General features: G+C 61.7%; 31 protein-coding genes and 1 tRNA gene. 23 read left to right on the top strand and 9 right to left on the bottom strand.

The genetic code is table 11. The features are described from left to right. Positions 1–228: 228 nt before the first annotated feature. The 3 genes from NLM33_RS18660 (at position 229) to NLM33_RS18650 (ending at position 1,753) form a co-directional block, all read left to right on the top strand. The gene (locus NLM33_RS18660; RefSeq protein WP_254097538.1) at positions 229–1,020 is read left to right on the top strand and encodes a hypothetical protein; all 792 of its coding nucleotides are present in this window, start codon (positions 229–231) and stop codon (positions 1,018–1,020) included. Between the two features lie 146 nt (positions 1,021–1,166). After that, entirely contained in the window at positions 1,167–1,466 is a 300-nt protein-coding gene (locus NLM33_RS18655; RefSeq protein ID WP_254097537.1) for a DUF3489 domain-containing protein, read from the top strand. A 101-nt stretch (positions 1,467–1,567) separates the two neighbouring features. Continuing rightward, on the top strand, positions 1,568–1,753 hold the full coding sequence (locus NLM33_RS18650; RefSeq protein WP_254097536.1) for a hypothetical protein: 186 nt from the start codon (positions 1,568–1,570) through the stop codon (positions 1,751–1,753). Between the two features lie 54 nt (positions 1,754–1,807). Here the strand turns inward: NLM33_RS18650 and NLM33_RS18645 are convergent, their stop codons facing one another. Then, on the bottom strand, positions 1,808–1,984 hold the full coding sequence (locus NLM33_RS18645; RefSeq protein ID WP_254097535.1) for a hypothetical protein: 177 nt from the start codon (positions 1,982–1,984) through the stop codon (positions 1,808–1,810). Positions 1,985–2,257: 273 nt separating this feature from the next. Between NLM33_RS18645 and NLM33_RS18640 the strand changes: the two genes are divergently transcribed. Beyond that, a complete protein-coding gene (locus tag NLM33_RS18640; RefSeq protein WP_254097534.1) occupies positions 2,258–3,490 on the top strand; it encodes a hypothetical protein in 1,233 nt (410 codons plus the stop codon). 378 nt (positions 3,491–3,868) lie between these two features. On the opposite strand, the gene NLM33_RS18635 is transcribed toward NLM33_RS18640, so the two are convergent. The 8 genes from NLM33_RS18635 to NLM33_RS18600 all read right to left on the bottom strand — a co-directional run bounded on the left by NLM33_RS18635 (position 3,869) and on the right by NLM33_RS18600 (position 9,788). Next, positions 3,869–4,477 (bottom strand): hypothetical protein, encoded by a 609-nt coding sequence (locus NLM33_RS18635; RefSeq protein ID WP_254097533.1) that lies wholly within the window; start codon positions 4,475–4,477, stop codon positions 3,869–3,871. A 14-nt stretch (positions 4,478–4,491) separates the two neighbouring features. Then, positions 4,492–5,013, bottom strand: coding sequence for a hypothetical protein (locus tag NLM33_RS18630; RefSeq protein WP_254097532.1), 522 nt, complete (start codon positions 5,011–5,013; stop codon positions 4,492–4,494). Beyond that, a complete protein-coding gene (locus NLM33_RS18625; protein WP_254097531.1) occupies positions 5,006–6,532 on the bottom strand; it encodes a DnaB-like helicase C-terminal domain-containing protein in 1,527 nt (508 codons plus the stop codon). The genes NLM33_RS18630 and NLM33_RS18625 overlap by 8 nt, the downstream gene beginning before the upstream one ends. A gap of 210 nt (positions 6,533–6,742) precedes the next feature. Further along, positions 6,743–7,480: a hypothetical protein gene (locus NLM33_RS18620; protein WP_254097530.1), complete on the bottom strand. Its 738-nt coding sequence runs from the start codon at positions 7,478–7,480 to the stop codon at positions 6,743–6,745. Between the two features lie 3 nt (positions 7,481–7,483). After that, positions 7,484–7,927 (bottom strand): hypothetical protein, encoded by a 444-nt coding sequence (locus NLM33_RS18615; RefSeq protein ID WP_254097529.1) that lies wholly within the window; start codon positions 7,925–7,927, stop codon positions 7,484–7,486. A gap of 122 nt (positions 7,928–8,049) precedes the next feature. Beyond that, on the bottom strand, positions 8,050–8,922 hold the full coding sequence (locus tag NLM33_RS18610; protein WP_254097528.1) for an NUMOD3 domain-containing DNA-binding protein: 873 nt from the start codon (positions 8,920–8,922) through the stop codon (positions 8,050–8,052). A gap of 12 nt (positions 8,923–8,934) precedes the next feature. Beyond that, positions 8,935–9,306, bottom strand: coding sequence for a GapR family DNA-binding domain-containing protein (locus NLM33_RS18605; protein WP_254097527.1), 372 nt, complete (start codon positions 9,304–9,306; stop codon positions 8,935–8,937). Between the two features lie 68 nt (positions 9,307–9,374). Beyond that, the gene (locus tag NLM33_RS18600) at positions 9,375–9,788 is read right to left on the bottom strand and encodes a GcrA family cell cycle regulator (RefSeq protein WP_254097526.1); all 414 of its coding nucleotides are present in this window, start codon (positions 9,786–9,788) and stop codon (positions 9,375–9,377) included. A 375-nt stretch (positions 9,789–10,163) separates the two neighbouring features. Here NLM33_RS18600 and NLM33_RS18595 point away from each other — a divergent pair, with 375 nt between their 5' ends. From NLM33_RS18595 to NLM33_RS18510, 19 genes are all read left to right on the top strand, one after another. Next, the gene (locus NLM33_RS18595; protein ID WP_254097525.1) at positions 10,164–11,087 is read left to right on the top strand and encodes a PD-(D/E)XK nuclease-like domain-containing protein; all 924 of its coding nucleotides are present in this window, start codon (positions 10,164–10,166) and stop codon (positions 11,085–11,087) included. Continuing rightward, positions 11,087–11,620, top strand: a complete 534-nt coding sequence (locus NLM33_RS18590) for a hypothetical protein (protein ID WP_254097524.1) — start codon at positions 11,087–11,089, stop codon at positions 11,618–11,620. Before NLM33_RS18595 ends, NLM33_RS18590 begins: the two co-directional genes overlap by 1 nt. Next, positions 11,620–12,534, top strand: a complete 915-nt coding sequence (locus NLM33_RS18585) for a recombinase RecT (protein WP_254097523.1) — start codon at positions 11,620–11,622, stop codon at positions 12,532–12,534. Before NLM33_RS18590 ends, NLM33_RS18585 begins: the two co-directional genes overlap by 1 nt. Positions 12,535–12,550: 16 nt before the next feature. Further along, positions 12,551–12,958 (top strand): helix-turn-helix domain-containing protein, encoded by a 408-nt coding sequence (locus tag NLM33_RS18580; RefSeq protein WP_254097522.1) that lies wholly within the window; start codon positions 12,551–12,553, stop codon positions 12,956–12,958. Next, positions 12,958–13,167 (top strand): hypothetical protein, encoded by a 210-nt coding sequence (locus NLM33_RS18575; protein ID WP_254097521.1) that lies wholly within the window; start codon positions 12,958–12,960, stop codon positions 13,165–13,167. Before NLM33_RS18580 ends, NLM33_RS18575 begins: the two co-directional genes overlap by 1 nt. Positions 13,168–13,281: 114 nt before the next feature. Then, positions 13,282–13,632, top strand: coding sequence for a hypothetical protein (locus NLM33_RS18570; protein ID WP_254097520.1), 351 nt, complete (start codon positions 13,282–13,284; stop codon positions 13,630–13,632). A gap of 377 nt (positions 13,633–14,009) precedes the next feature. Further along, positions 14,010–14,087 (top strand) — tRNA-Phe (locus NLM33_RS18565). Between the two features lie 87 nt (positions 14,088–14,174). Further along, positions 14,175–14,417 (top strand): hypothetical protein, encoded by a 243-nt coding sequence (locus NLM33_RS18560; protein ID WP_254097519.1) that lies wholly within the window; start codon positions 14,175–14,177, stop codon positions 14,415–14,417. Between the two features lie 53 nt (positions 14,418–14,470). Then, positions 14,471–14,593, top strand: coding sequence for a hypothetical protein (locus NLM33_RS49270; protein ID WP_256570534.1), 123 nt, complete (start codon positions 14,471–14,473; stop codon positions 14,591–14,593). Between the two features lie 59 nt (positions 14,594–14,652). Beyond that, a protein-coding gene (locus NLM33_RS18555) for an IS3 family transposase (RefSeq protein ID WP_254095161.1) occupies positions 14,653–15,782 on the top strand; the annotation gives its coding sequence in 2 pieces (ribosomal slippage) (positions 14,653–14,905 and positions 14,905–15,782; 1,131 coding nt in all). Further along, positions 15,779–16,021 carry a hypothetical protein gene (locus NLM33_RS18550; protein WP_254097518.1) on the top strand — a complete coding sequence of 81 codons (243 nt, stop codon included), beginning with the start codon at positions 15,779–15,781 and terminating at the stop codon, positions 16,019–16,021. The genes NLM33_RS18555 and NLM33_RS18550 overlap by 4 nt, the downstream gene beginning before the upstream one ends. Positions 16,022–16,231: 210 nt before the next feature. Beyond that, positions 16,232–16,426 (top strand): hypothetical protein, encoded by a 195-nt coding sequence (locus NLM33_RS18545; protein WP_254097517.1) that lies wholly within the window; start codon positions 16,232–16,234, stop codon positions 16,424–16,426. Between the two features lie 37 nt (positions 16,427–16,463). After that, on the top strand, positions 16,464–16,649 hold the full coding sequence (locus tag NLM33_RS18540) for a hypothetical protein (protein ID WP_254097516.1): 186 nt from the start codon (positions 16,464–16,466) through the stop codon (positions 16,647–16,649). Then, a complete protein-coding gene (locus NLM33_RS18535; RefSeq protein WP_254097515.1) occupies positions 16,649–16,858 on the top strand; it encodes a hypothetical protein in 210 nt (69 codons plus the stop codon). The genes NLM33_RS18540 and NLM33_RS18535 overlap by 1 nt, the downstream gene beginning before the upstream one ends. 106 nt (positions 16,859–16,964) lie before the next feature. Next, complete coding sequence (locus NLM33_RS18530) at positions 16,965–17,177, top strand: hypothetical protein (RefSeq protein WP_254097514.1); 213 nt, start codon at positions 16,965–16,967, stop codon at positions 17,175–17,177. Continuing rightward, positions 17,170–17,847 (top strand): hypothetical protein, encoded by a 678-nt coding sequence (locus NLM33_RS18525; RefSeq protein ID WP_254097513.1) that lies wholly within the window; start codon positions 17,170–17,172, stop codon positions 17,845–17,847. The genes NLM33_RS18530 and NLM33_RS18525 overlap by 8 nt, the downstream gene beginning before the upstream one ends. After that, on the top strand, positions 17,844–18,215 hold the full coding sequence (locus NLM33_RS18520) for a hypothetical protein (protein WP_254097512.1): 372 nt from the start codon (positions 17,844–17,846) through the stop codon (positions 18,213–18,215). The genes NLM33_RS18525 and NLM33_RS18520 overlap by 4 nt, the downstream gene beginning before the upstream one ends. Further along, entirely contained in the window at positions 18,212–18,463 is a 252-nt protein-coding gene (locus NLM33_RS18515) for a hypothetical protein (RefSeq protein WP_254097511.1), read from the top strand. The genes NLM33_RS18520 and NLM33_RS18515 overlap by 4 nt, the downstream gene beginning before the upstream one ends. Continuing rightward, on the top strand, positions 18,460–18,636 hold the full coding sequence (locus tag NLM33_RS18510) for a hypothetical protein (RefSeq protein ID WP_254097510.1): 177 nt from the start codon (positions 18,460–18,462) through the stop codon (positions 18,634–18,636). Before NLM33_RS18515 ends, NLM33_RS18510 begins: the two co-directional genes overlap by 4 nt. Positions 18,637–18,753 lie beyond the last annotated feature (117 nt).

Genomic DNA, 18,753 nt, shown 5'->3' with positions numbered 1-18,753 from the left:
TTGATTTCGCGGGGTTTTGACCCCTAGACGAATATTCCGCAGCGCCGGTATCTCAGGGCCGCTAAAGGGAATGGGCATTGCAACTCTGAAAATGGCAGCAAAATACCGCTGCGAATTCCGACTTAAGGGAACCCACTTAGCCGATCCGGGAGCCCGCTAAGTGGGTTCCGGGCAATTCCCGATCTGCGGCTATGCCATTGAGAAGTCGAAGCTTTTTGGCCGTAGAAAATGTTTTTCTTTCCCGAAATTTTGGAAGTGCGGGCGCTAAAATTGGAGCGCCGCCGCGCTCGGAAATGGGTTCCTTTAGGATTTTCGGTGCCGCCCCCCGGCCCGGAGAAAGAAATTCCCGACAGACTTCAAAGGGTTGGGCCGAAATCCGCTGCGCAATCGGTACTCGTTTTCCGAACCAGGGCGTCGCCGTCCGTGCCCATGGCCCTTGCGCCCTGGCGGATCGGAACCGCACTGCCCGAATGGGGAATGTTCGTCTATCGAGCCGGAACCAATAGTTCCGCGACTCTGCCGAGCCGCACGGTTTGGCCACACGCGCGTTCTTTCCGCCTTGCCGAGGATTGGGCCGTCCCTATCGCCGCGCGCCACACGGGCGGCCTGTGGCCTTGGGGAAAGCCTAACCGGCCGATCCATATCCCTGGGCACTTCCGGCAAAGGACGCTGCTTCCTTCGGTAATCCGTAAAACGCTGCCAGCACTTCCATTGCTGCTTCTGCAGCATCTTTGCAATGCCATGGCTACGGTTCGACTGGATGTCAGGGCGCAGCAGAGCGATGTACGGGGCAACGAAACGGCGCGGCAATCAACGCCAGGCGCGAAACCACGAAAGAGAAATCGAATGCTCGACTCGCCTTACGGCATGCACCTGCCGATCTTTCCGGCTTGCGATATCGACAAGCCAACCGAAGACCGGCTGGAGCGCATCATCGAACGTCTGATGGATCGCGCCGACAAGGCGCTGCTTTCCGGCAAGGCTACGCAGGTCCATACGACGCCTGGATCAAGACGCTGAATGCTTGGGCCAAGAGCGTGAAGCTCGCGCGAGATTAAGCCGCAGCCTCCTTGGCTGCCCACGCCCAGCACCCGAACGGGTTTCTGGGCTCGGGGCAGTGCAGCGGGGACCATTCCGGTCGGCCGCGCAAACCAGGAGAAGTTGAAATGGCTACCAAGAAGAAACCCGCCGCGAAGAAGCCCGTCGCGAAGAAGCCCGTCGCGAAGAAGGCCTCTGCCAAGAAGGCGGTCGCCGCTAAGAGCGACCAGGCGAAGGGCCCGCGCGCCGGATCGAAGACCGCGATGCTGCTCGATCTGCTCGGCGGCAAGGGCTCGACGGTCGAGAAGATGTGCGAGGCCCTGGGTTGGCAGGCGCACACGTTGCGCGCCGCGCTCACCCGGCTGCCGAACGGCGCGAAGGCCGAGCGCACCCGAGAGGACGGGGTCACCTCATACAAGCTGGCCTAACGGCTCGCGCATCCTCCAGCTCTTGCCCGGTGCTTCGGCTTCCGGGCTTGAGCCAGTGAGGGGCGGCAATCACGCGCGCCCACCGAATAGGAGCAAAAGCAATGACGTTCGTTTTTCTGATGTGGCTTCCACTATGCATCGCCGTTGGCCTCTTCGCCAGCGTGAGACGCAATCGATCCGGCTTCGGCTGGTTTCTGATCGCGTTTTTCTTTTCGCCGCTGCTCGCGATCATCTTCTGCGCGATCCTGCGCGAGAAGCCATTGCCGGTGCTAGAAGCCCGATTTTGATAATCCGCCGATCCCGACCAAAAAGGCCCTGGAGCAATCCGGGCCTTTTTCTGTTCAGCGCTTGTCGATGCAGCTCTGCAGCATCGCGTCCTTGCGCGCGATTGACTTGCCAACCTCGTGCAGCGTGAAGGCGAAGCCTGCAAGCACGATGACGTTGATCAGGACCAGCGCCAGGACGAGCGGCTGAGCGCGCAGGCTCTCAACGATGTTGTTGGCGAGCTGTCTAACCATGTTGGTTTTCTCGGCCATCGGCGCGACGCATTCCGGCCCCGTTGGGCAGCGGCTGGCGCACGGTCGCGAACAGCGTAACCGATCGCCGCCCTTCTCGGGTTTTATGGCATGGCCCCGGCACCGGTTGCTTTTGGGGCAAAGCAGACATCAAATAGCAGGCAAAGCCCGGAGACACGGTCGAAAGTGACCCTGACCGGAAGTGTCCCCTAACATAGCTTTGTATTGCACACGGGAAAGGTGATATTGCCAAGCCTTTCAATCCGGGGCTATTCCATGCCGATTCTGCCTCCCCCACCTGACCCGCTATTTTCGCAGCGAAGCCTGACGACAGTGTTGCGCGACCAGATTCATAAAATGGAAAACACCATCGACGAGTTATCTGATGATCTTTTCCTGCAGAACTCCCCCGACGATCTTATTCAGGCGATTGCGGCGGACGCCTATCTGCCGCCCTTGCAACTCGGAGAGCCTGTTTCCCAGACACCGACCGAATTTAAAAACACGATAATCTTCCCAATGACGGTGCCGACAGACGGATTCATTTATTCCGTTGAGGTCCCATACACGGGAGCTTCGGGGCTGCTGAATCACCAGCCGGACACGCACGACCTGGATAAGCCGACAGTTGCCCGGATTGACTCACGCAATATGCAAGGTTCGGTTCTCATTCGCAGAGCTGCGATCGGAGATGTAACGACGGAAGAACTACGAGCTTCCTTTGATGCTGAAATTGCCAAGATCAATAAATACATCGGCTATGAGGCCATCCAGATCGATCCGTTCAACGCTTCACTGGAACAAGAAGCGCAGCGCATTGTGAATGGGCGGCGGACCCGTCTACTCAATGCGAGGCATCTGGCCGCATCCCTTGGTTACCCCCTTCAACATCGTGAGGGTGCGCCTCTGACTTTTGTGTCGCCTGTAGTGCGGCGCGTCCCGGCGATCGTAAGGACGCCAAGTGGTACATTCAGGCCGGAACCAACGATCGCTGAGGCTGAATACCAGAACATCCTTCGCATCATCGAGAATATGTCTTTCGTTATGGAGCGCAACCCGAGGGTTTTCTCGGCTGCGCCCGAGGAAACGATCCGCGACCATTATCTGGTCCAGCTCAATGGCCAGTATGAAGGGACAGCGACCGGCGAAACCTTTAACGGCGCCGGGCACACCGACATCATCGTCAGGGATGATAACGTCAACCTATTTGTCGCCGAGTGCAAAATCTGGCACGGGCAGAAGGAGTTTACGGAGGCCATCGATCAGTTGCTCAGCTACGTGACGTGGCGAGACACGAAAACAGCCCTGATTATCTTCAGTCGCAACGTCGATACGACCGCCGTCGTTCAAAACGCCATGACGGCGCTACAAGAGCATCCCGACTACAAGCGCGATGCCAGGATGGAGGGGGAGACACGGATAAGAGCAATATTCGGGAAGCCCGGTGACCATTCTCGGGACATCATTCTCACGGCTCTTATTGTGGCCATTCCTCGGGCTATTAACTGAAAAAACCGAGCAATCCGACCCTATCTGCATTAAATCTACTTCCGGCTTTGGCCCATCGCGACATTTCGCTACCGCGCAGCAACCGCGTCGCTCTAGGAGCAAAGCAGACATCAACTTCCGTGCATCACGCGTTGCCAAAAAACAACCGGCGTCCGTTGCCGGAAGCCGGTTAGTCCAAGTCTCTGTGCATGATGAAACCACGGCCTCGACCCGAGAGCGCTCGGCTCTGGGCATCGAGCTGTGCTGCAATCAAGCGCAGGCCAGGACTCAGCCGTCAACGTAAATCGGTGGGGGAGGAGTTGCGCGGCGCAGGACGCAATTGGGGCCGCTTGCGCGCGATGAATGATCCCGATTTTTTGAGCCGTCAACGTAAATCTTTCAGCGCGCAAGCGTCAGCGCCGGGAAGATTTCGGCGAGCAGCGTTTCGCTGCAATCGAGAACGTCTAACGTAATCAGCCGCTTGGTGACTGCCTTGCGCAGCCGCGCTCGCGCTTCAGCGTAGCTCATCCCGGCCCCGATCTTTTTCGCGTCGAGACGCCAGGCCCGATAGGCGGTGTTGAACCAGGCGAGCTGGCCAGTCTTATTCGCCGCATCGATCACCTCCTGGACGTGCCTGACCGCCGATTTCACGCGCGCCATCGCGGCGTCGTGATTTGTCAGGGGGATATGCCAGTCGCGAGCGACCGTCTCGATCTGCCGCGCGGCCGTCTCGGCCCGCACCGCGAGCCGCCCGTCCTGATCATGCGGAAGCACGCCGCTGACCTCGACAGCAATTGCCTCGGCAATATCGCGGTCCTTGACCCAGTAGGCGCACGAGATTTCCGACCGAAGCCACTTTCGCTGCATGCCGCGCAGGGTCAGATTGAGATCGCGCGTCGCGCCGACGATGCAGGGCTCGCCAATCGGACTCGTGCCAATGTAGACCGCTGCCACGCCGAAGATGATCAGATATTCGCGCTCCGCGCCGTGGGGGATTTCAAATTCCATTCACGCACTCGTCGTCAGAACACCGGCACCAGCTCGTTGCGCAATCCGCGAGCGATGATCTCGCAGCCCTGGTCGTGGCGCTGCCGCCAGGTGTCGGCGTAGCCGCCGCGCTTGGCCGCAACCCATCCGGCATCGCGCTCCAGGGCGTGCGCCAGCGCCATGGCATTCACGGCCAGGACGAGATGCACGAGCCGCCCCAGGTACTGCGCAGGCCAACAGATCGCCGCTTCCATGCGCGTGATATCGCGAAGCGACGGCAGCAGCCTGGTGCGGTTCTGCAGCTGCTGCGTCCGCTCCAGCTCGCCCTGCTTGTGCTGCTCGACCAGATCGTCGAACTCGTAGACGTAGGGAGGCCAGCCAGGCCGATAGCCGCAGACGCCAGGCATCGGCAGCATACGCAGCGTCTGCATCGCCTCGGACAGCCGCTTGCCGACGTGGGGCCCGTCCCAGATCGACGGAGCCTCGTCGTCCATCACCAGGTCTTCCAGCGGATTGAACTTCATCGGCTCGCGCCGGATCAGCAGCACGTCACTCATAGGCCAGCTCCCCTTGGTTTTCCTGAAGTTGACTGAATTGCTGCGTCTCCAGGTCGAAGCTCATCCGGATCGCGCCGCGATAGCCGGTCTGCTCAAAGCGGACCTTCGAGATGTGCACGGTGGTCTCAGCCTTGACGGGATCGCGCTCGATCACCAGCCCGTGGTCCGGCTTGTTGAACCAGTGCGCCGAGCCGTCGATGTCATACAGCGTCGCCGTCCGCAGCTTGCCGCGCTCGTAAACGTCCTTCGTCGGATGGGCGAGCACGATCACTGCGACCTCATACTGGCGGCCGAACCGCTTCAGCATGCGGATCGCGCGCCCGATGTACTCGTGCGTGGTCTCGTCCGGCTTCCGCGCGTGCTCGATCTCATTCCAGGGATCGATGACCAGCACGCGAATGCCGTCGCGCTTGACCGCATCGCGCGCCTTCTCGACGATCCATTCCAGCGTAATGTCGTCCTCTTCCTCGTCGTTGGGGTCGTTGTCGAGGAAGACGAAATTGTCTTCGATGAACTGGTCTGTCGCCGGATCGGCTGCGTCGCTGCCCGAGACGATCTTGCGAAGCTTGTCGCGCAGGTACGGCACGGTCGGCATTTCGGGCGAGAAGATCGCGGCCCGCCAGCCGTGAAGCAGCGCGAGCTTGAACAGTAGGTTCAAAATCCAGGTCGACTTGCCGTGGCTCGGGATGCCGGTCACGACCATGAACTCGCCAGGGAAAAGCTTCATCCAGCCGTTGCCGGGCAAGCCGTCGAAGATAGGCCAGCCGCACGAGACCGGCACCAGCGTCGGCAGGTTGGGATACTCGGAGAGCCGGTAGAGCCCGCGCACCGGGTACTGTTTGGCCTCGCGCAGCACCGTGCCCACGGCATCCGGGCCCAGCTTGCGCCGCACGTCGTTCAGGTCCTTACAGCCGGTCGGATAGCTGACGAACTGGCAGCGCCAGGCACCGATGCGCCGCACGAGCTCAGCGGCGAGCCGTTGCCCAGGCCCATCGTCATCGACCGCCAGGATGATGCGCTTCACGCGCCCCAGGCGATCCCGGTTAAGCCACAGGAATTCAAACTTGCCGTTCGGCTCGGTCTGCGGATCGAGCGGCGGCAGCGGCCTGCCATCCTTCGGCACAGGCGGCGCGCCATCGGGCACCGACACGGTGAGCGGCCAGCCGCCCTCGATGGCGACCATGCCGTCCTCGATGCCTTCGGTGATGACCAGCGGCTGCGTGCCGGTTTCAAGCGCCGGGTCGTCGAGGGCATCGGCGTTCCAGAACGTCCGCTTGCCGCCCTTGCGATGCCAGAAGAGCTTCTCGCCGTTGCGCTCTGCGCGATATTTCTCGTTCACGACCACGCCGTGCTCCAGGAACGGATAGACCACGATGTTGCCGCGCGGGTTCGCGACCACGCGCCGGTCGGGCTTCTCACCGGTGAGGGCTCCCGTATAAACTTCGAACCGCGTAGCTGTTTCGGGCGATATCCCCCTTGCTTCGAAGAACGCGGCGGTCGTTGGCGCGAGCGTATTCATACCGATAGCTCCCCTTGAAGTCGTCGCAGTGAAAACAGCGGAAGAAAAAACCATCCGGATCGGACCGGATGGACAGGCAGCGGTAGAACTTCTTGCGACGCTGGTGCGAGCACGCAGGGCAGCGGAATGCCTTCGACCCCGTGAAGGATCGCGGATCGCAGCCGACGCTTGCCAGCATGCGCAGAACCTCGTCGAGACGCAGACGCTGGTTCACAGGATTGCTCCTCTCGGTGTGTCCTCTTCGGCTTTGCCGCGAATGATCGCGCCGATGTACTCGCGGGGATTTTCCTTGGTCGCGGCGACCTCCACCGCCGCTCGTGCAAGCTCGGGTTTGCCCTTCGCCTTGAGCAGCTGGGAGATCACACCGCCTGCGCTGTTGCCGAGGACCTCCCGGCCTCGGCGGAACAGCTCGGTTTCGGGATCGGCTCGTTGCGGTTTGGTCGGCTTCGCTGCCTCGGCCTGGCCAAGATCAAGCTCGCCAGGGCGCGCAACGCGCGGCGCGCCGACAGGCGCGGCATTGGTCCTAGGTCCCTGGTCCACGGTCCTAGGTCCTATGGTCCTAGATCCTAGGTCCGTCGATGCATCCTCGCGATCATTCGCGAGCAATCGCGAACCTTCGCTGACAACCGGCAGCTTCGATTTTCCAGGACGGTCGATCTTCTGATGCTTCAACCAGTTATTGACCTGGAGGTAAGTCGAGCCCTCAACCACATAACGGACGATGCAATCATGACGTTCAAGCTCGGCCAGCCATCCGTCGATGAGGCTCGGAGCGTCCTCGTCGTAGGGGTAGAGAAGGCTCGCGAGCATTCGCGAGGCTGCGCGAGTCCTCCCTTCATCGTCGCAAATGGTCCAAAGCTGGATGAAAAGCAGGCGCGCTTCCCGCGACAGCTTGCCGATGGTTTCCGACTGCGGGAATTCCGGCTTGATGGTCCTGATGCGCGGCATGCGTCATGCTCCCATCGTTGCCGCCGCGATCCGCCGCCGAAACAGCGGCGAGGTCTGCACTGCGAGCTGCGGGTCGAGGATCGAAGCCTGGTAGTGCCAAAGCGCGAGCGCGTCGGCGGCGTTGTCATCGGAGGGGGCCCAGCCGAGCCGGTGGCAGGCGCTGATCGTCAACGCCTTGGCCTGGTCGCGCTTGTGGCGGTTCGAGCCGATGAAGTGCGCCCGCACATCGGACACGCGCGCTTCACGCACGGCGTAGCCGCCGCGCGTGCAGGCCAGCTCCTCGACCACCGCGCAGAGGCCGCTCAGCCTCCGCATGATGTCGGCGGTGGTGCGACCCGCCATCTGCTGCGGCGTCATCGGGGCTTCGAAGACGATCAGCTTGATGTCGGGGTCGGTGGCAAGGAAGTCGGACAGCCACTGCCTGCAGCCCGCGAACAGCACGCCCATGCTCGCGCCCTCGCGCGCAAAGCGCACGGAGCCGGATCGCGGCGTTGCATCACTCGGACAGCCGTTGGCCCATCCAGTTCTGGACGCCAAATCAAGGGCAAGTATACGCGGTAACATTTAGCTCATTCTTCTTGAGGTGTTTGCAGGCGCGCACGATGCGCTGCTGACATTTTCGCTCGTGTTTCCGGAGAGTGTTTTTTGCCGAGCATTGGCTTCCTACCAAAGCGCGATGCGTCCATAAGAGCTTTTGTCCCTGGCGCGGGATTTCTGAAGGTTGCCGATCTCGCTGCCCTTAATTGAGGGTCTTTCCATTGTTCGCGAAGCGACGCCGATATGGCGATTCTTGCCTTGGCAGATTGCTTGCAACCTCGATTTCCGCCAGGTCTCCGGCAAGCAAGAAACGTTGCGTAGCTCTCAGGGTTACGTTCATTTTTGCGACGGCATCCTTCAGCCATCTTCTCCCTGCTCTCGATTGATGGAGGAGGCCGCCGCCTGTTTGCTTCGATCAATTTCGATCTAGCTTCTGGGGTCGCCTTGCGTTCATCGAGCATCGCCCTGATTTCTGGTCGGGCCATGTGCCTGCGGCCCGCTTCCGCCAACCTGGCTCGCGTACTCGGCGCGAAGTTTCTCGTGCCGAAACCCCCGGCCGAGGCATTCAATAGACAGCCTGTCCTGAGATCACGGCGGCCGTAGCAGTCGATTAGAAAGCGTTCGATCGCGCCAGCCTGATCTATGGTCAGGTCAACAGCAATCTTCTCGGCCCGCACGTCGATGCCGCGCAGCCAACATGCACGAAGAGTTCGATGCTTTCTCAGATTGCCCCGGAACCGGTCGTTCTTCGCATTGATCCAGTGCTGATTGAGGCGATTGCCCTTGCCTACACCGATGTAGCACGGCAAGAGCTGGCCGCTCGCATAGAGGGCGTAGACGTATCTATCGCGCGCCGGGGTGCGCGACGCGAGATCGAGCGCCATGATGCGCGGGTTGTACGGCATGGGACGCCGCCGTCAGTGAGCGGTGGCGGTGGCTGCGTCCATGGCGAGGGATGCCGCCCGCCAGAGTGGCAGATCCTTCACGCCCTCGGCGGTCGCCAGCATCGAGAGAACCTGCTGCTGGTCGGCCTCAAGCTCGTTATAAATCTGGCGGTTCTTTTCTTCGTTTTCCCTGATCTTGACCAGGGCGCGCAATTCCTTCGTCGGGACGCCGCGCGCTTTGGCCTCCTGGTAGACGGCGTTGATGCTCTCGCGGATGCTGCGGCAGGTCTTCATAAACGTGCCGCGCTCGCTTGCCAGGTCGGCGTGGTAGCCGTCGATCTTCCCCAGGAGTTCCTGCACGACTTCGGGTTCGAAATCGTTGGTCGTGTTCGCTGCTTTCGCCATTGGTGTCCCTTTGCGTTTTGCAGGGCCACGGTGAAGCGGGAGTGATCACCGGGCCTCGCGCATTGTCATCAGGGCACCCTCGCTGCAGTGAACACGCGCCGATGCTTGACGCACCAGGGCGAGCCGATGGTCTTCGGCTCGCCGCAGAACAGCGCGAGCCCGTCCTTGCCGCGCTGATCGAGCACGGCGCGGCAGTGAAACCACTTCACCCGGAGGAACGGCACCGGCTCGCCAGGACGCTTCGTCGGCTTCGCCGTCTTGCGGCGCAGCGGGACGACGTTGGACCTCCTGGTCGGCTGCTTCGCGACCTTCGGCTTGCGCCGAGTCCGCGACAACCCGAGGCGATGGACCTTGCCGATGACGGAGTTGCGCGACGTGTGCAGGGCATCTGCGATCAACGCCGCTGAGCTGCCTTCCATCCACATCGCGCGAAGAACCTGTTCGGACTCGGGGGTGTCCCAGACGCTGAACCGCATCCGCATTCATCATCCCTGATGATGCCTCATGTCACGAGAAATTTTGCGCGCAGCTCAAAATAACGGGTCTGACTCAACCGGCAGGAAATATCGACGAGCGAAGAAGACTCAGTGGTGCGGCTGTTAAGCGTCGCAACACGCTGCATCAAACTTTCCGGGTCTGCGCTGCATCGAGCTGTTGACACTGCAATAGGCGAGATTGACAATCGATCACATCAGGCGGGCGCAAAGAACAGCAAATCACCATCGCCCCTCATGATCTCGAAACCACGGTGTCATCACCTGCCGTGTAGCAGGTGACCCGCTTCCAAATCATCGCACTTCGCCGCCCTTGGCTCGCGCCAAGGTCGTCACTGCTTTGCGCCGGAGGTTCGTGTCGTCATGCAGTCTATCCAGTGGGACGGAAACCAGATCGCCACGCCTGGTGCTTATCGGGGCATCCCCTTGGCCGTCTATCATCGCCCTGACCTGTGCGTCGAGGTCAGCACGTCGTCGTCTTTCTACCGCAACCTGAACAAGTCGCCTGCGCATGCATTCGAGCGGTCGCGGTTCAACCCCGCGCACGTTGATGATGCGGAGCAGAGTGAGTCGATGGCGCTGGGCCGCTTCGTGCATGCCGCAGTTGCAGGCGAGCCCTTCGATCACGACTGCGTCCTTCGCCCCGCAACGGTCGGTGGCGTGGCCTATCAGGGCAACCGGAAAGAATGGCGCGACTGGAAGGCCGCGCAGATCGCGGCTGGCAAGTACATCATGACGCCCGAGATGGTCGAGCGTGCCAAGGGCATGATCGTCGCGCTTGGCAAGTTTCCGCTCGTCCAGCAGGGCATTCTCGGCGGCGCACCGGAGCGGTCGTTGATCTGGCGCAACAAATATGGCTTCTTCGAAAAGGCGCGGCCCGACGACACCCCCAACGACAGCGGCGATTTCGTCGATTTGAAAACGACGAAGTCGGTGGCTTGGCGCGATCTTCAGAAGGCAATCGTTGAATACGGGTATGTCCAACAGGCCGCACTGGTGATGGAGGGCGCGACGGCGCTCGGCCTGCCCGCCACGAGCTTCACCTTCCTCTTTGTCGAGAGCAACGCACCGTTCTGCGTCCGCGCCGTCACCATGAAAGACGAAGACATCGCGCGCGGTCACGCTCTCAATGAGCTTGCCCGCAAGACGTTCTTGCAGTGCTACCAGTCGAAACACTGGCCGGGACCCGGCGACGACCACGCCGATGCTGAGTATATCGACCTTCCGGACTGGTATCGCAAGTCGGTCGATGACCGCATCAAATTTGAGCTGCGGGAGGCTGCCTAATGCAGTTCGTTAACCTCACCGGACAACGCTTCGGGCGGCTCACTGTCGCGGCACTGAAGGTGAAAGCGAGTGCGCGAACGCCGACGATCTATATTTGCGATTGCGAGTGTGGCGCTCGCATCGACGTGCGGGCTGGCAACCTCAAGAACGGCCACTCCAAATCGTGCGGGTGTCGCAGGGTCGAGACGAATACCCTGAGCAAAAACGTCGATCACGGTGCATGCATCGGCGACCAAATGACACCTGAATATCGGGCTTGGTCCGGGATGAAGTATCGATGCACCAACCAGGATGCACCTAACTGGGATGATTACGGCGGGCGCGGCATCAAGGTCTGTGATCGTTGGACGAAGTCATTCCCCGCTTTCCTTGCCGACGTAGGACCGCGCCCTTCACCTGATCATTCTCTCGACCGCTGGCCCGATAACGACGGCGACTACGAACCTAATAACGTCCGCTGGGCCACGCGATCTGAGCAGCAAAACAAGCGTTCCTTCAAATGGAAACGCAATCGCAGTGAGGCAATGCAATGATGGCGGACACTAAACTCTCGGATGCACCGGAAGCAACGCAGCCTCGCGTTACGCGAGGTGATCTTGCACGCGGCGATGCCGAAAAGGTGGTCAGCGAACGCACGGAAGGCGTCACGTTGTTCAAGGGCGGCGGCGTCGATTACGCGAACCTGCGCGACATGGTCGATGCTGCCAAGCTGCTGTCGGCCGCAGGCCCGATGATCCCGCCGTGGCTGCAGGGCAACGTCGGCGGCATGTTCGGCATCTGCATGAAGGCGCAGGAGCTGGACATCTCGCCGCTGTCGCTCGCGAGCTGGACGTATACCGTCGAGCAGTACGTCAACGGCCAGAAGGTCGAGCGGGTTGCCTACGAGTCCCAGTTCTTCCACGCGATCATCGAGCAGCGTGCCCCGCTGCTGACCCGCTTGCAGGTTGGCTATGAAGGCGAAGGCAACAAGCGTCGCTGCCGGGTCTGGGCAACCTTCAAGGGCGAGAAGGAGCCGCGCCATTTCCCGCCGCTCGACGCCGATCCCGACCAGTTCACGCTCGGCAAGCTGCATCCTGGCCACAACGACAAGGGCAAGGTGAAGGGCTCGCCCCTCTGGGACAAGAAGCCCGATCTGCAGCTGTTCTACAACATGAGCCGCGACTGGGCGCGCATGTATTGCCCCGACATCATCGCTGGCATGTATGGCCGCGACGAGATGGAGGATGCGGGCTTCACCGTCGCTTCCGACACCGCCAAGGACGTTTCGCCGCGCCTGGCGCAGCGCTTGAGCGGCACCGCTCCCCCGATCGGCCAGGCGGCCATCGCCGCCATCGACGCGCATGCCGCAGCGCACGCGCCGAAGCCCAAGCCGAAATCCGAAGGCGAAGCACCTTCGACTGCGCATGTGACTGACGGTGCGGGTGATCGTCCTTTGAGTGATGCGTAAACCGGAGTGACGGGTGATGTTCCGCTTTATCGTGGACGACAATGCGCTCATGCAGCTCGGCTGGCCGCATGTGCAGGGTAGCTCGCTTGCAGTGCCGCTCGTGGCGACTGATGCGGCTCGCTATCGCAAAATGCTCGACGAGTTCAACGCGATCAGCGCAGCGCGCCCTTACCTCAACCATTGCACCATCGCGTGCTCGGTCGGCGCACAGGTGTTCGGCGTCACGCTCAACGATCTGCGGACAAGACCCAATCGGGACATCCTCGCCTCGCGCCAGAAGATCATGGCCTTCGCCAAGGTCGCGACCGGCGCGAGCTATCACCAGATCGCGCGCAGCTTCAACATCGACCACAGCGCGGTCATCCGCGCCTGCGAGCGGTACGAAGCCTTCATCCGCCGCGTCCTCGCTGAGGAGGTCGGATGATGCGGAAGCTGGTGCGCGATGTGGTCGCCGCCGTTCACGAGGAAGGCGGTTCGAATGTCCGCGTCTCCCAAGGTGCCAAGCACACGCGCGTCCACTTCACCGGCCCAGAGGGGAAACGATCCCTCGTGATCCTCCATCGCGGCACGGCCATCGGCAGATGGTTTCACACCGCGATCCGATCTCAAATCCGAAGGAAGCTCGCGGAATGAGTGCAAACCATCTTCGCCTCTTGATGCTGCTCGCAAACTTCGCCGTCTGGATCGTGCTGATCTACGTGGCGGAGCTGCTCTGGTCGTTGATGTAGCCACAACAAAGGAGAGACCATGAACCTCGCGAACGAAAGTTCCTCGCTTGAGACCGACCTGCAGTCGCTGCGCACCGAGAACGAGGTGCTCAACCGCAACAAGGCGCTGATCGAGTTCGAGAACGAGAGCCTGCGCCGCCAGGTCGCCAAGGTGAACGCCGAGCGCGACAACCTGATGCGCCGCGCCGAGGTTATCAAGAGCCTGCTCGATCAGATCGGCGGCAGCCTGATGCTCGGGCTTCGCAAATTCCACGACAACGAGCGCGACATCGCAGCCGCCCAGCTCACCACCGAGACGGGCGAGATGCCGATGTTCCTGGCCCAGGCGAGCGGCAACGGCCACGCCGAGGCAGACAAGACCGAGCATTGATCATGACCCGACCCAGCGACCTCGAAATTGCACAGGCCATCTGCTGCGGCGATCTCTGCCGCAGCGAGACCTCGCATTGCCATGCGGGCGATCACTTCGCCGAGGCCTATCGCGTTCGCAAGTTGCTGGATCGTCACACCCTTGGGTCCGGTGGGGCTACGGAGGCGGCGTCTCGCACAACGCCGTCGCGCGGTGAGGATATGAGCCAACGACCTGCGCCCCAGAACAAGCGCAAGCGGAGGGCTCGGGCATGATCGCGCGCCGCGCCGTCCTGCAATGCCTCGCGGCCGCACTGGCATCGCCGGTCCTGGCCGACGACGATGACTTCGATGCGATATGGACGCGTCGCATCGGGCGCTTCGACCAGGACGAGCCGCGCGCCGGGGTAGCTCAGTCGGCAGAGCGGCGGATCGAAAATCCGCACGTCGGTGGCTCGAGCCCATCCCTCCGCACCAATCGCCCTGTCGCCCGCGATCCGGTCTGCGGCAAGCGCGGACGCCGCTATTTCCACAGCGGTCGTCGATTGTCCTGGAGGTGCCGCCGTGCCGGTTGATGAAGACAAGATCGCTGACAACGTTACGAAGCTGATTGAGACATTCCACCTGGCCAGCGCCGACATGGATTGCGACAGCGAGGGCGCTGCGCTGGCCTATCTGGTCGCCGAATACGTCGCCTGCTTCGCGCCCTCGCATCAGCACCAGATGCATGGGCTTTTCGACCGGTGCGTCGCAGACGAGATCAAAGAGATCAACGCTTACCTGCATCGTCGGAAGGGGGCGAACTGATGATGTCCGCCGCGAAAGCGAAAACCAAAGCACGCAAGAAGTCGGAGGCCCCGATGACTCAGCTTGCCTACACGGTCTCCGAGTTCTGCCGCGCCTTCCGCATCTCGGAGCGGCACTACTTCAACCTGCGCGACGAGGGCAAGGGTCAGAGCTGGCTCCGCAAATTCGGACAGTAGCTTGAGTGGATTTTCTGCCTGAGAGCGGCGAGGCTTCTTGCCGCGAATCAGGAGCGAAGATGACGAAGAGGAGTCGCCGGACGCATTCTCCGGCATTCAAGGCAAAGGTGGCTTTGGCGGCCGTGAAGGGGGAGAAGACGTTGGCCGAGCTGGCGCAATTGTTTGATGTCCATCCGAACCAGATCACGACCTGGAAGACCCAACTCCTGGAAGGCGCCGCCGGAGTGTTTGGGCAGGACAACGGACCGGCCGAGGCGCCGGTCGATTTGAAGGCGTTACATGCCAAGATCGGCGAGCTTGCGTTGGAGAACGATTTTTTGTCCGGCGCGCTCACCAAGGCGGGCCTGCTGAGCGCAAAGCGATGATCGACCGCGACCATGATCTGTCTGTCGTGCGCCAGGCGAAGGTCCTGAACCTTGCCCGCAGTACGGTTTACTATGAACCTCGGCCGGTTTCGGCCGAGGACCTTGTCTTGATGCGCCGGCTCGATGAGCTGCACCTCGATTATCCCTTCGCAGGGGCGCGCATGCTGCGATCGCTGTTGCAGCGTGAGGGCATGCAGATTGGCCGCCGCCACGTCGCGACGCTGATGAAGCGCATGGGGATCGAGGCGATCTATCGCCGTCCGAACACGAGCAAGCCCGCACCGGGCCACAAGATCTACCCGTACCTATTGCGCGGATTGAAGATCGAGCGGCCGAACCAGGTCTGGGCAATGGACATCAGCTACATTCCGATGCGACGTGGATTCGTCTACCTCGCGGCGGTCGTCGATGTGTTCAGCCGACGGGTGTTGGTCCATCGCGTATCGATCACGATGGAGACGATATTCTGCGTCGAAGCGCTCCAGGAGGCGTTGGCGAAGCACGGCAGGCCCGAGATCTTCAACACGGATCAGGGTAGCCAGTTCACCAGCCTCGACTTCACCGGCGTGCTGCTGGACGCGAACATCGCCATCAGCATGGACGGCAAGGGTGCCTGGCGCGACAACGTGTTCGTCGAGCGGCTGTGGCGCACTGTCAAATACGAGGAAGTCTATCTGCGTGCTTACGACAGCGTGCTCGAGGCGCGAGCATCGATTTCCAAATATCTGGCGTTCTACAACCGAGGACGTCCTCACTCGAGCCTTGACGAACGCACGCCCGACGAGGCTTACTTCGGCGCGCAAACGATGGTGACGGCCGCATGATCGTCGCCAACGATTTTGCTGCGGCTCTGGTCGGGCTTACGCCCTCCCGACGCCACAGCAAAATCGTAAAGCCCCGCCTTCAGCATAACCCGGCAGGAATCCACTTAATTTTCGCGGGGCGCTGTCCAAACAACCGGGGCCAGCTCTGTCCGAAGGAATTTCGCGCCGGTCGGCGGGTGCTGATCTCCGTCGAGAGCGCGCAGGCCTGGCTCAGAGCGCGCGAGCTGGAGGGGACCTGATGACCACAACCACCGACAAGCTGCGCTGCGTGCTGCGCGAGATCGGCTACCGCAAGCACGTCTATCGGCGGCGCGTCGCTGACGGCTTCATGACCGAGGCCCAGGCGAAGCGCGAGATCGACCTGATGGTGGCGATTCGCGAGGACTATCGGCTCTGGCCGCCGCCGAAGCGCCGCAGGCCGAGATGTTCACCGAGACGGGGCGGCGGTGATGGAAGCGACGATCACTATCGACGGGCACCCGCTGACCGAAGGCCAGAGCATGGCGGTCCGCGTCGCCATCACCGCGTTCCTCATGGAGCTGAAGAACGACAAGCAGTTCGCAGACAGCCTCGGCCTGATCGGCATCGCCGACCAGGCGCGGCTGACCGAGGTCATGCACATCATCCTTCACAAAGCGACTTAAGCAACGCCAGCGTGCTGGCAAACAAGGAGAGAAGACTATGCGTATTCCCAAGGGGGCCGACATCCAGTTGAAGACCGAGAACGACGCGCTCGAATTGCACATCACTGCGGCGATCAGCACCAAGGCGCAGGCTAACGACCTGATCTCCTGCATCCGCCAGGTTTCCGGTGCGCTTGAGAGCGAGCGGCGAGTGCGCAAGCCGAAGATCGCCGAGGCGGCGTGATGGCCTGGCGGTGGCGTGTATCTGCGTTCTACGGCGTCGAGGACCCCGATAACGGGAAGCGACGCGGCATGTGCGCGATCACGACGGTGCACGCCACGAACGCCAGCCTGATGGTTGAGCTGTCGGCTTTCCGCCAGCGCGCCGACATCGGCTGGGTCGATATCGTCGATCTGGACACTGACGAGCAGCACCGGGAACACATGCGATGACCGACCGCAGGACCTTGCCGCTGCGCCGAGACCTTCGACATCAGCTTCGGCGGCCTCAATCGAGGCTATGCCGTCACGCTCGGCTTCTACGAGGACGGCGCGCTCGGTGAGGTCTTCATCTCGGGTGGCAAGTCTGGGCGAAGCCGTCGAGGCTATCGCGCGGGATGGTGCAGTCCTGCTGTCGCTCGCGCTGCAATACGGCGCGCAGATCGAGAATATGGCGAGCGCCATCACCCGCGACGGCCAGGGCCAGCCGTCCTCGATCATCGGCGCGGTGATCGACCGGCTCCTTTCGGAAGTGAGGGCGAAGGATGAGTAACGTCGTTTCGACTGTGTTCGAGCATACGCGAGTGCCTTACGGCGATGACGGCAGACTGGTGCGGGGCATCATTGCCCGATGCGGAGCCCCGAATTGCGAGGCCGCCGTTCCGCTCCCGGTGAACGTGATGGCGAATGGGCGCGGCATGGACAGCAACATCGAGTGGCAGTTCATCGCGCGCAAACTGGAGCAGAAGGGTTGGCGCATCGGCAAGACCGCCACGACCCACCGCTGCCCCAAATGCTTCAACGCAGCGAAGTTTGCAGCAATCCGGAAATCTGAGGAGAAGCCCGTGGTGAACAAAACCGAGCAGCCGCTGCAGGTGGTGCAGGAGAACGCCAGGGTGATGACGCGCGAAGACCGGCGCATCATTTTTGAGAAGCTGAACGATGTCTATATCGACGGCAAGGTCGGCTACGGGCGCGGCTGGACCGACGAAAAGGTGGCGACCGATCTCGGCGTGCCGCGCGCCTGGGTGAAGCTACTCCGGGAGGAGAATTTCGGCGACGAAGTCGGCAACGAGGAAATTCGCCAGCAGGTCATTGAAGCGCACAAGGTGCTCACTGACATCAAGGCATTGCGGCCGCACCTCGACCAAGCGCAGCGCCTGTTCGCCTTGGCCGACAAGATCGAGAAGTCGCTGTCCGAAATCCAGAAGGTGCTGAAGTGAACGAATTCGAGACCGTTCGGGCCGAGCTGGCCGCAGCCAAAGAAGAAGCAACCGAGCTGCAGGACATTTTCGATCTGCAGTGGGAGGCCGACATGCGGGCGGTGCGCCGCTGGCGCGAGGCGAACCCCGGCAATGAGTTGATGCTGCCTGACCGCGCCAATCTGGTGGTCTGGCTGCTTGGCCTGGTTGAGCGATCAGCGGCGCATCCTGGGAGCCGCGATGGCGAGCGCTGCTTCTGCGGCAAGCCCGCCGCGCACACGGTCGAGGAAGTGGTCTTCGCCGACGACCCGCAGCCGATCAGGCATCCGCTGACGAGCTACGTTTGTCGTGAGCACTTCCGCGAGATCATGGGACCAGCAGCGTCATGAGCGCACAGCAGGACGAGGAGATGGCTGAGCGGGACGCGGATATCGGTCGCGATGCCGCCAACGTGCTGCTCACCCTCATCAACGGCGTGACCCCAGGGGTTGCGTACAATATCATCGGCTGCATGGCCGTCTCCGTGTTCACGACGGTCCCTTTCATCAATCCGCTCGACGCCGTGGACGAGTTCGACCATTGGGCGGCGTATACGCGGCAGATGATCGCCGATCAGGTGAAAGAGCGGCTGCAATGACCTTCCGCGTCATCAACCTGACCAAGGGCGAGATCGTCGCCGAGCTGCACCGGGCCGACCAGGCCATGCAGCTGGCTGACGCGCTGGCGGCAGACTGCCTGTACCGGGAGCAGTTCGCCGTCGTCGAGCTGGTGACGATTTACGAAACGCCCACGCCGCTGAAGACGAGATGAGGAGCGCAAGTATGGCCGATAATCTTTGCCCCTCCCGGTCCGGCAAGCAGTCGTGGGGAGCGCGATGCGCGCGGCATTCCGCTGTGCCGGGTCTGCGATAAGTGCCGGAAGGAGAAG

This window comes from Bradyrhizobium sp. CCGUVB1N3, from assembly GCF_024199925.1.
Lineage (GTDB): Bacteria > Pseudomonadota > Alphaproteobacteria > Rhizobiales > Xanthobacteraceae > Bradyrhizobium.
The sequence above is the reverse complement of the archived record's forward strand: the minus strand, read 5'-3'. Positions and strand labels throughout refer to the sequence as shown.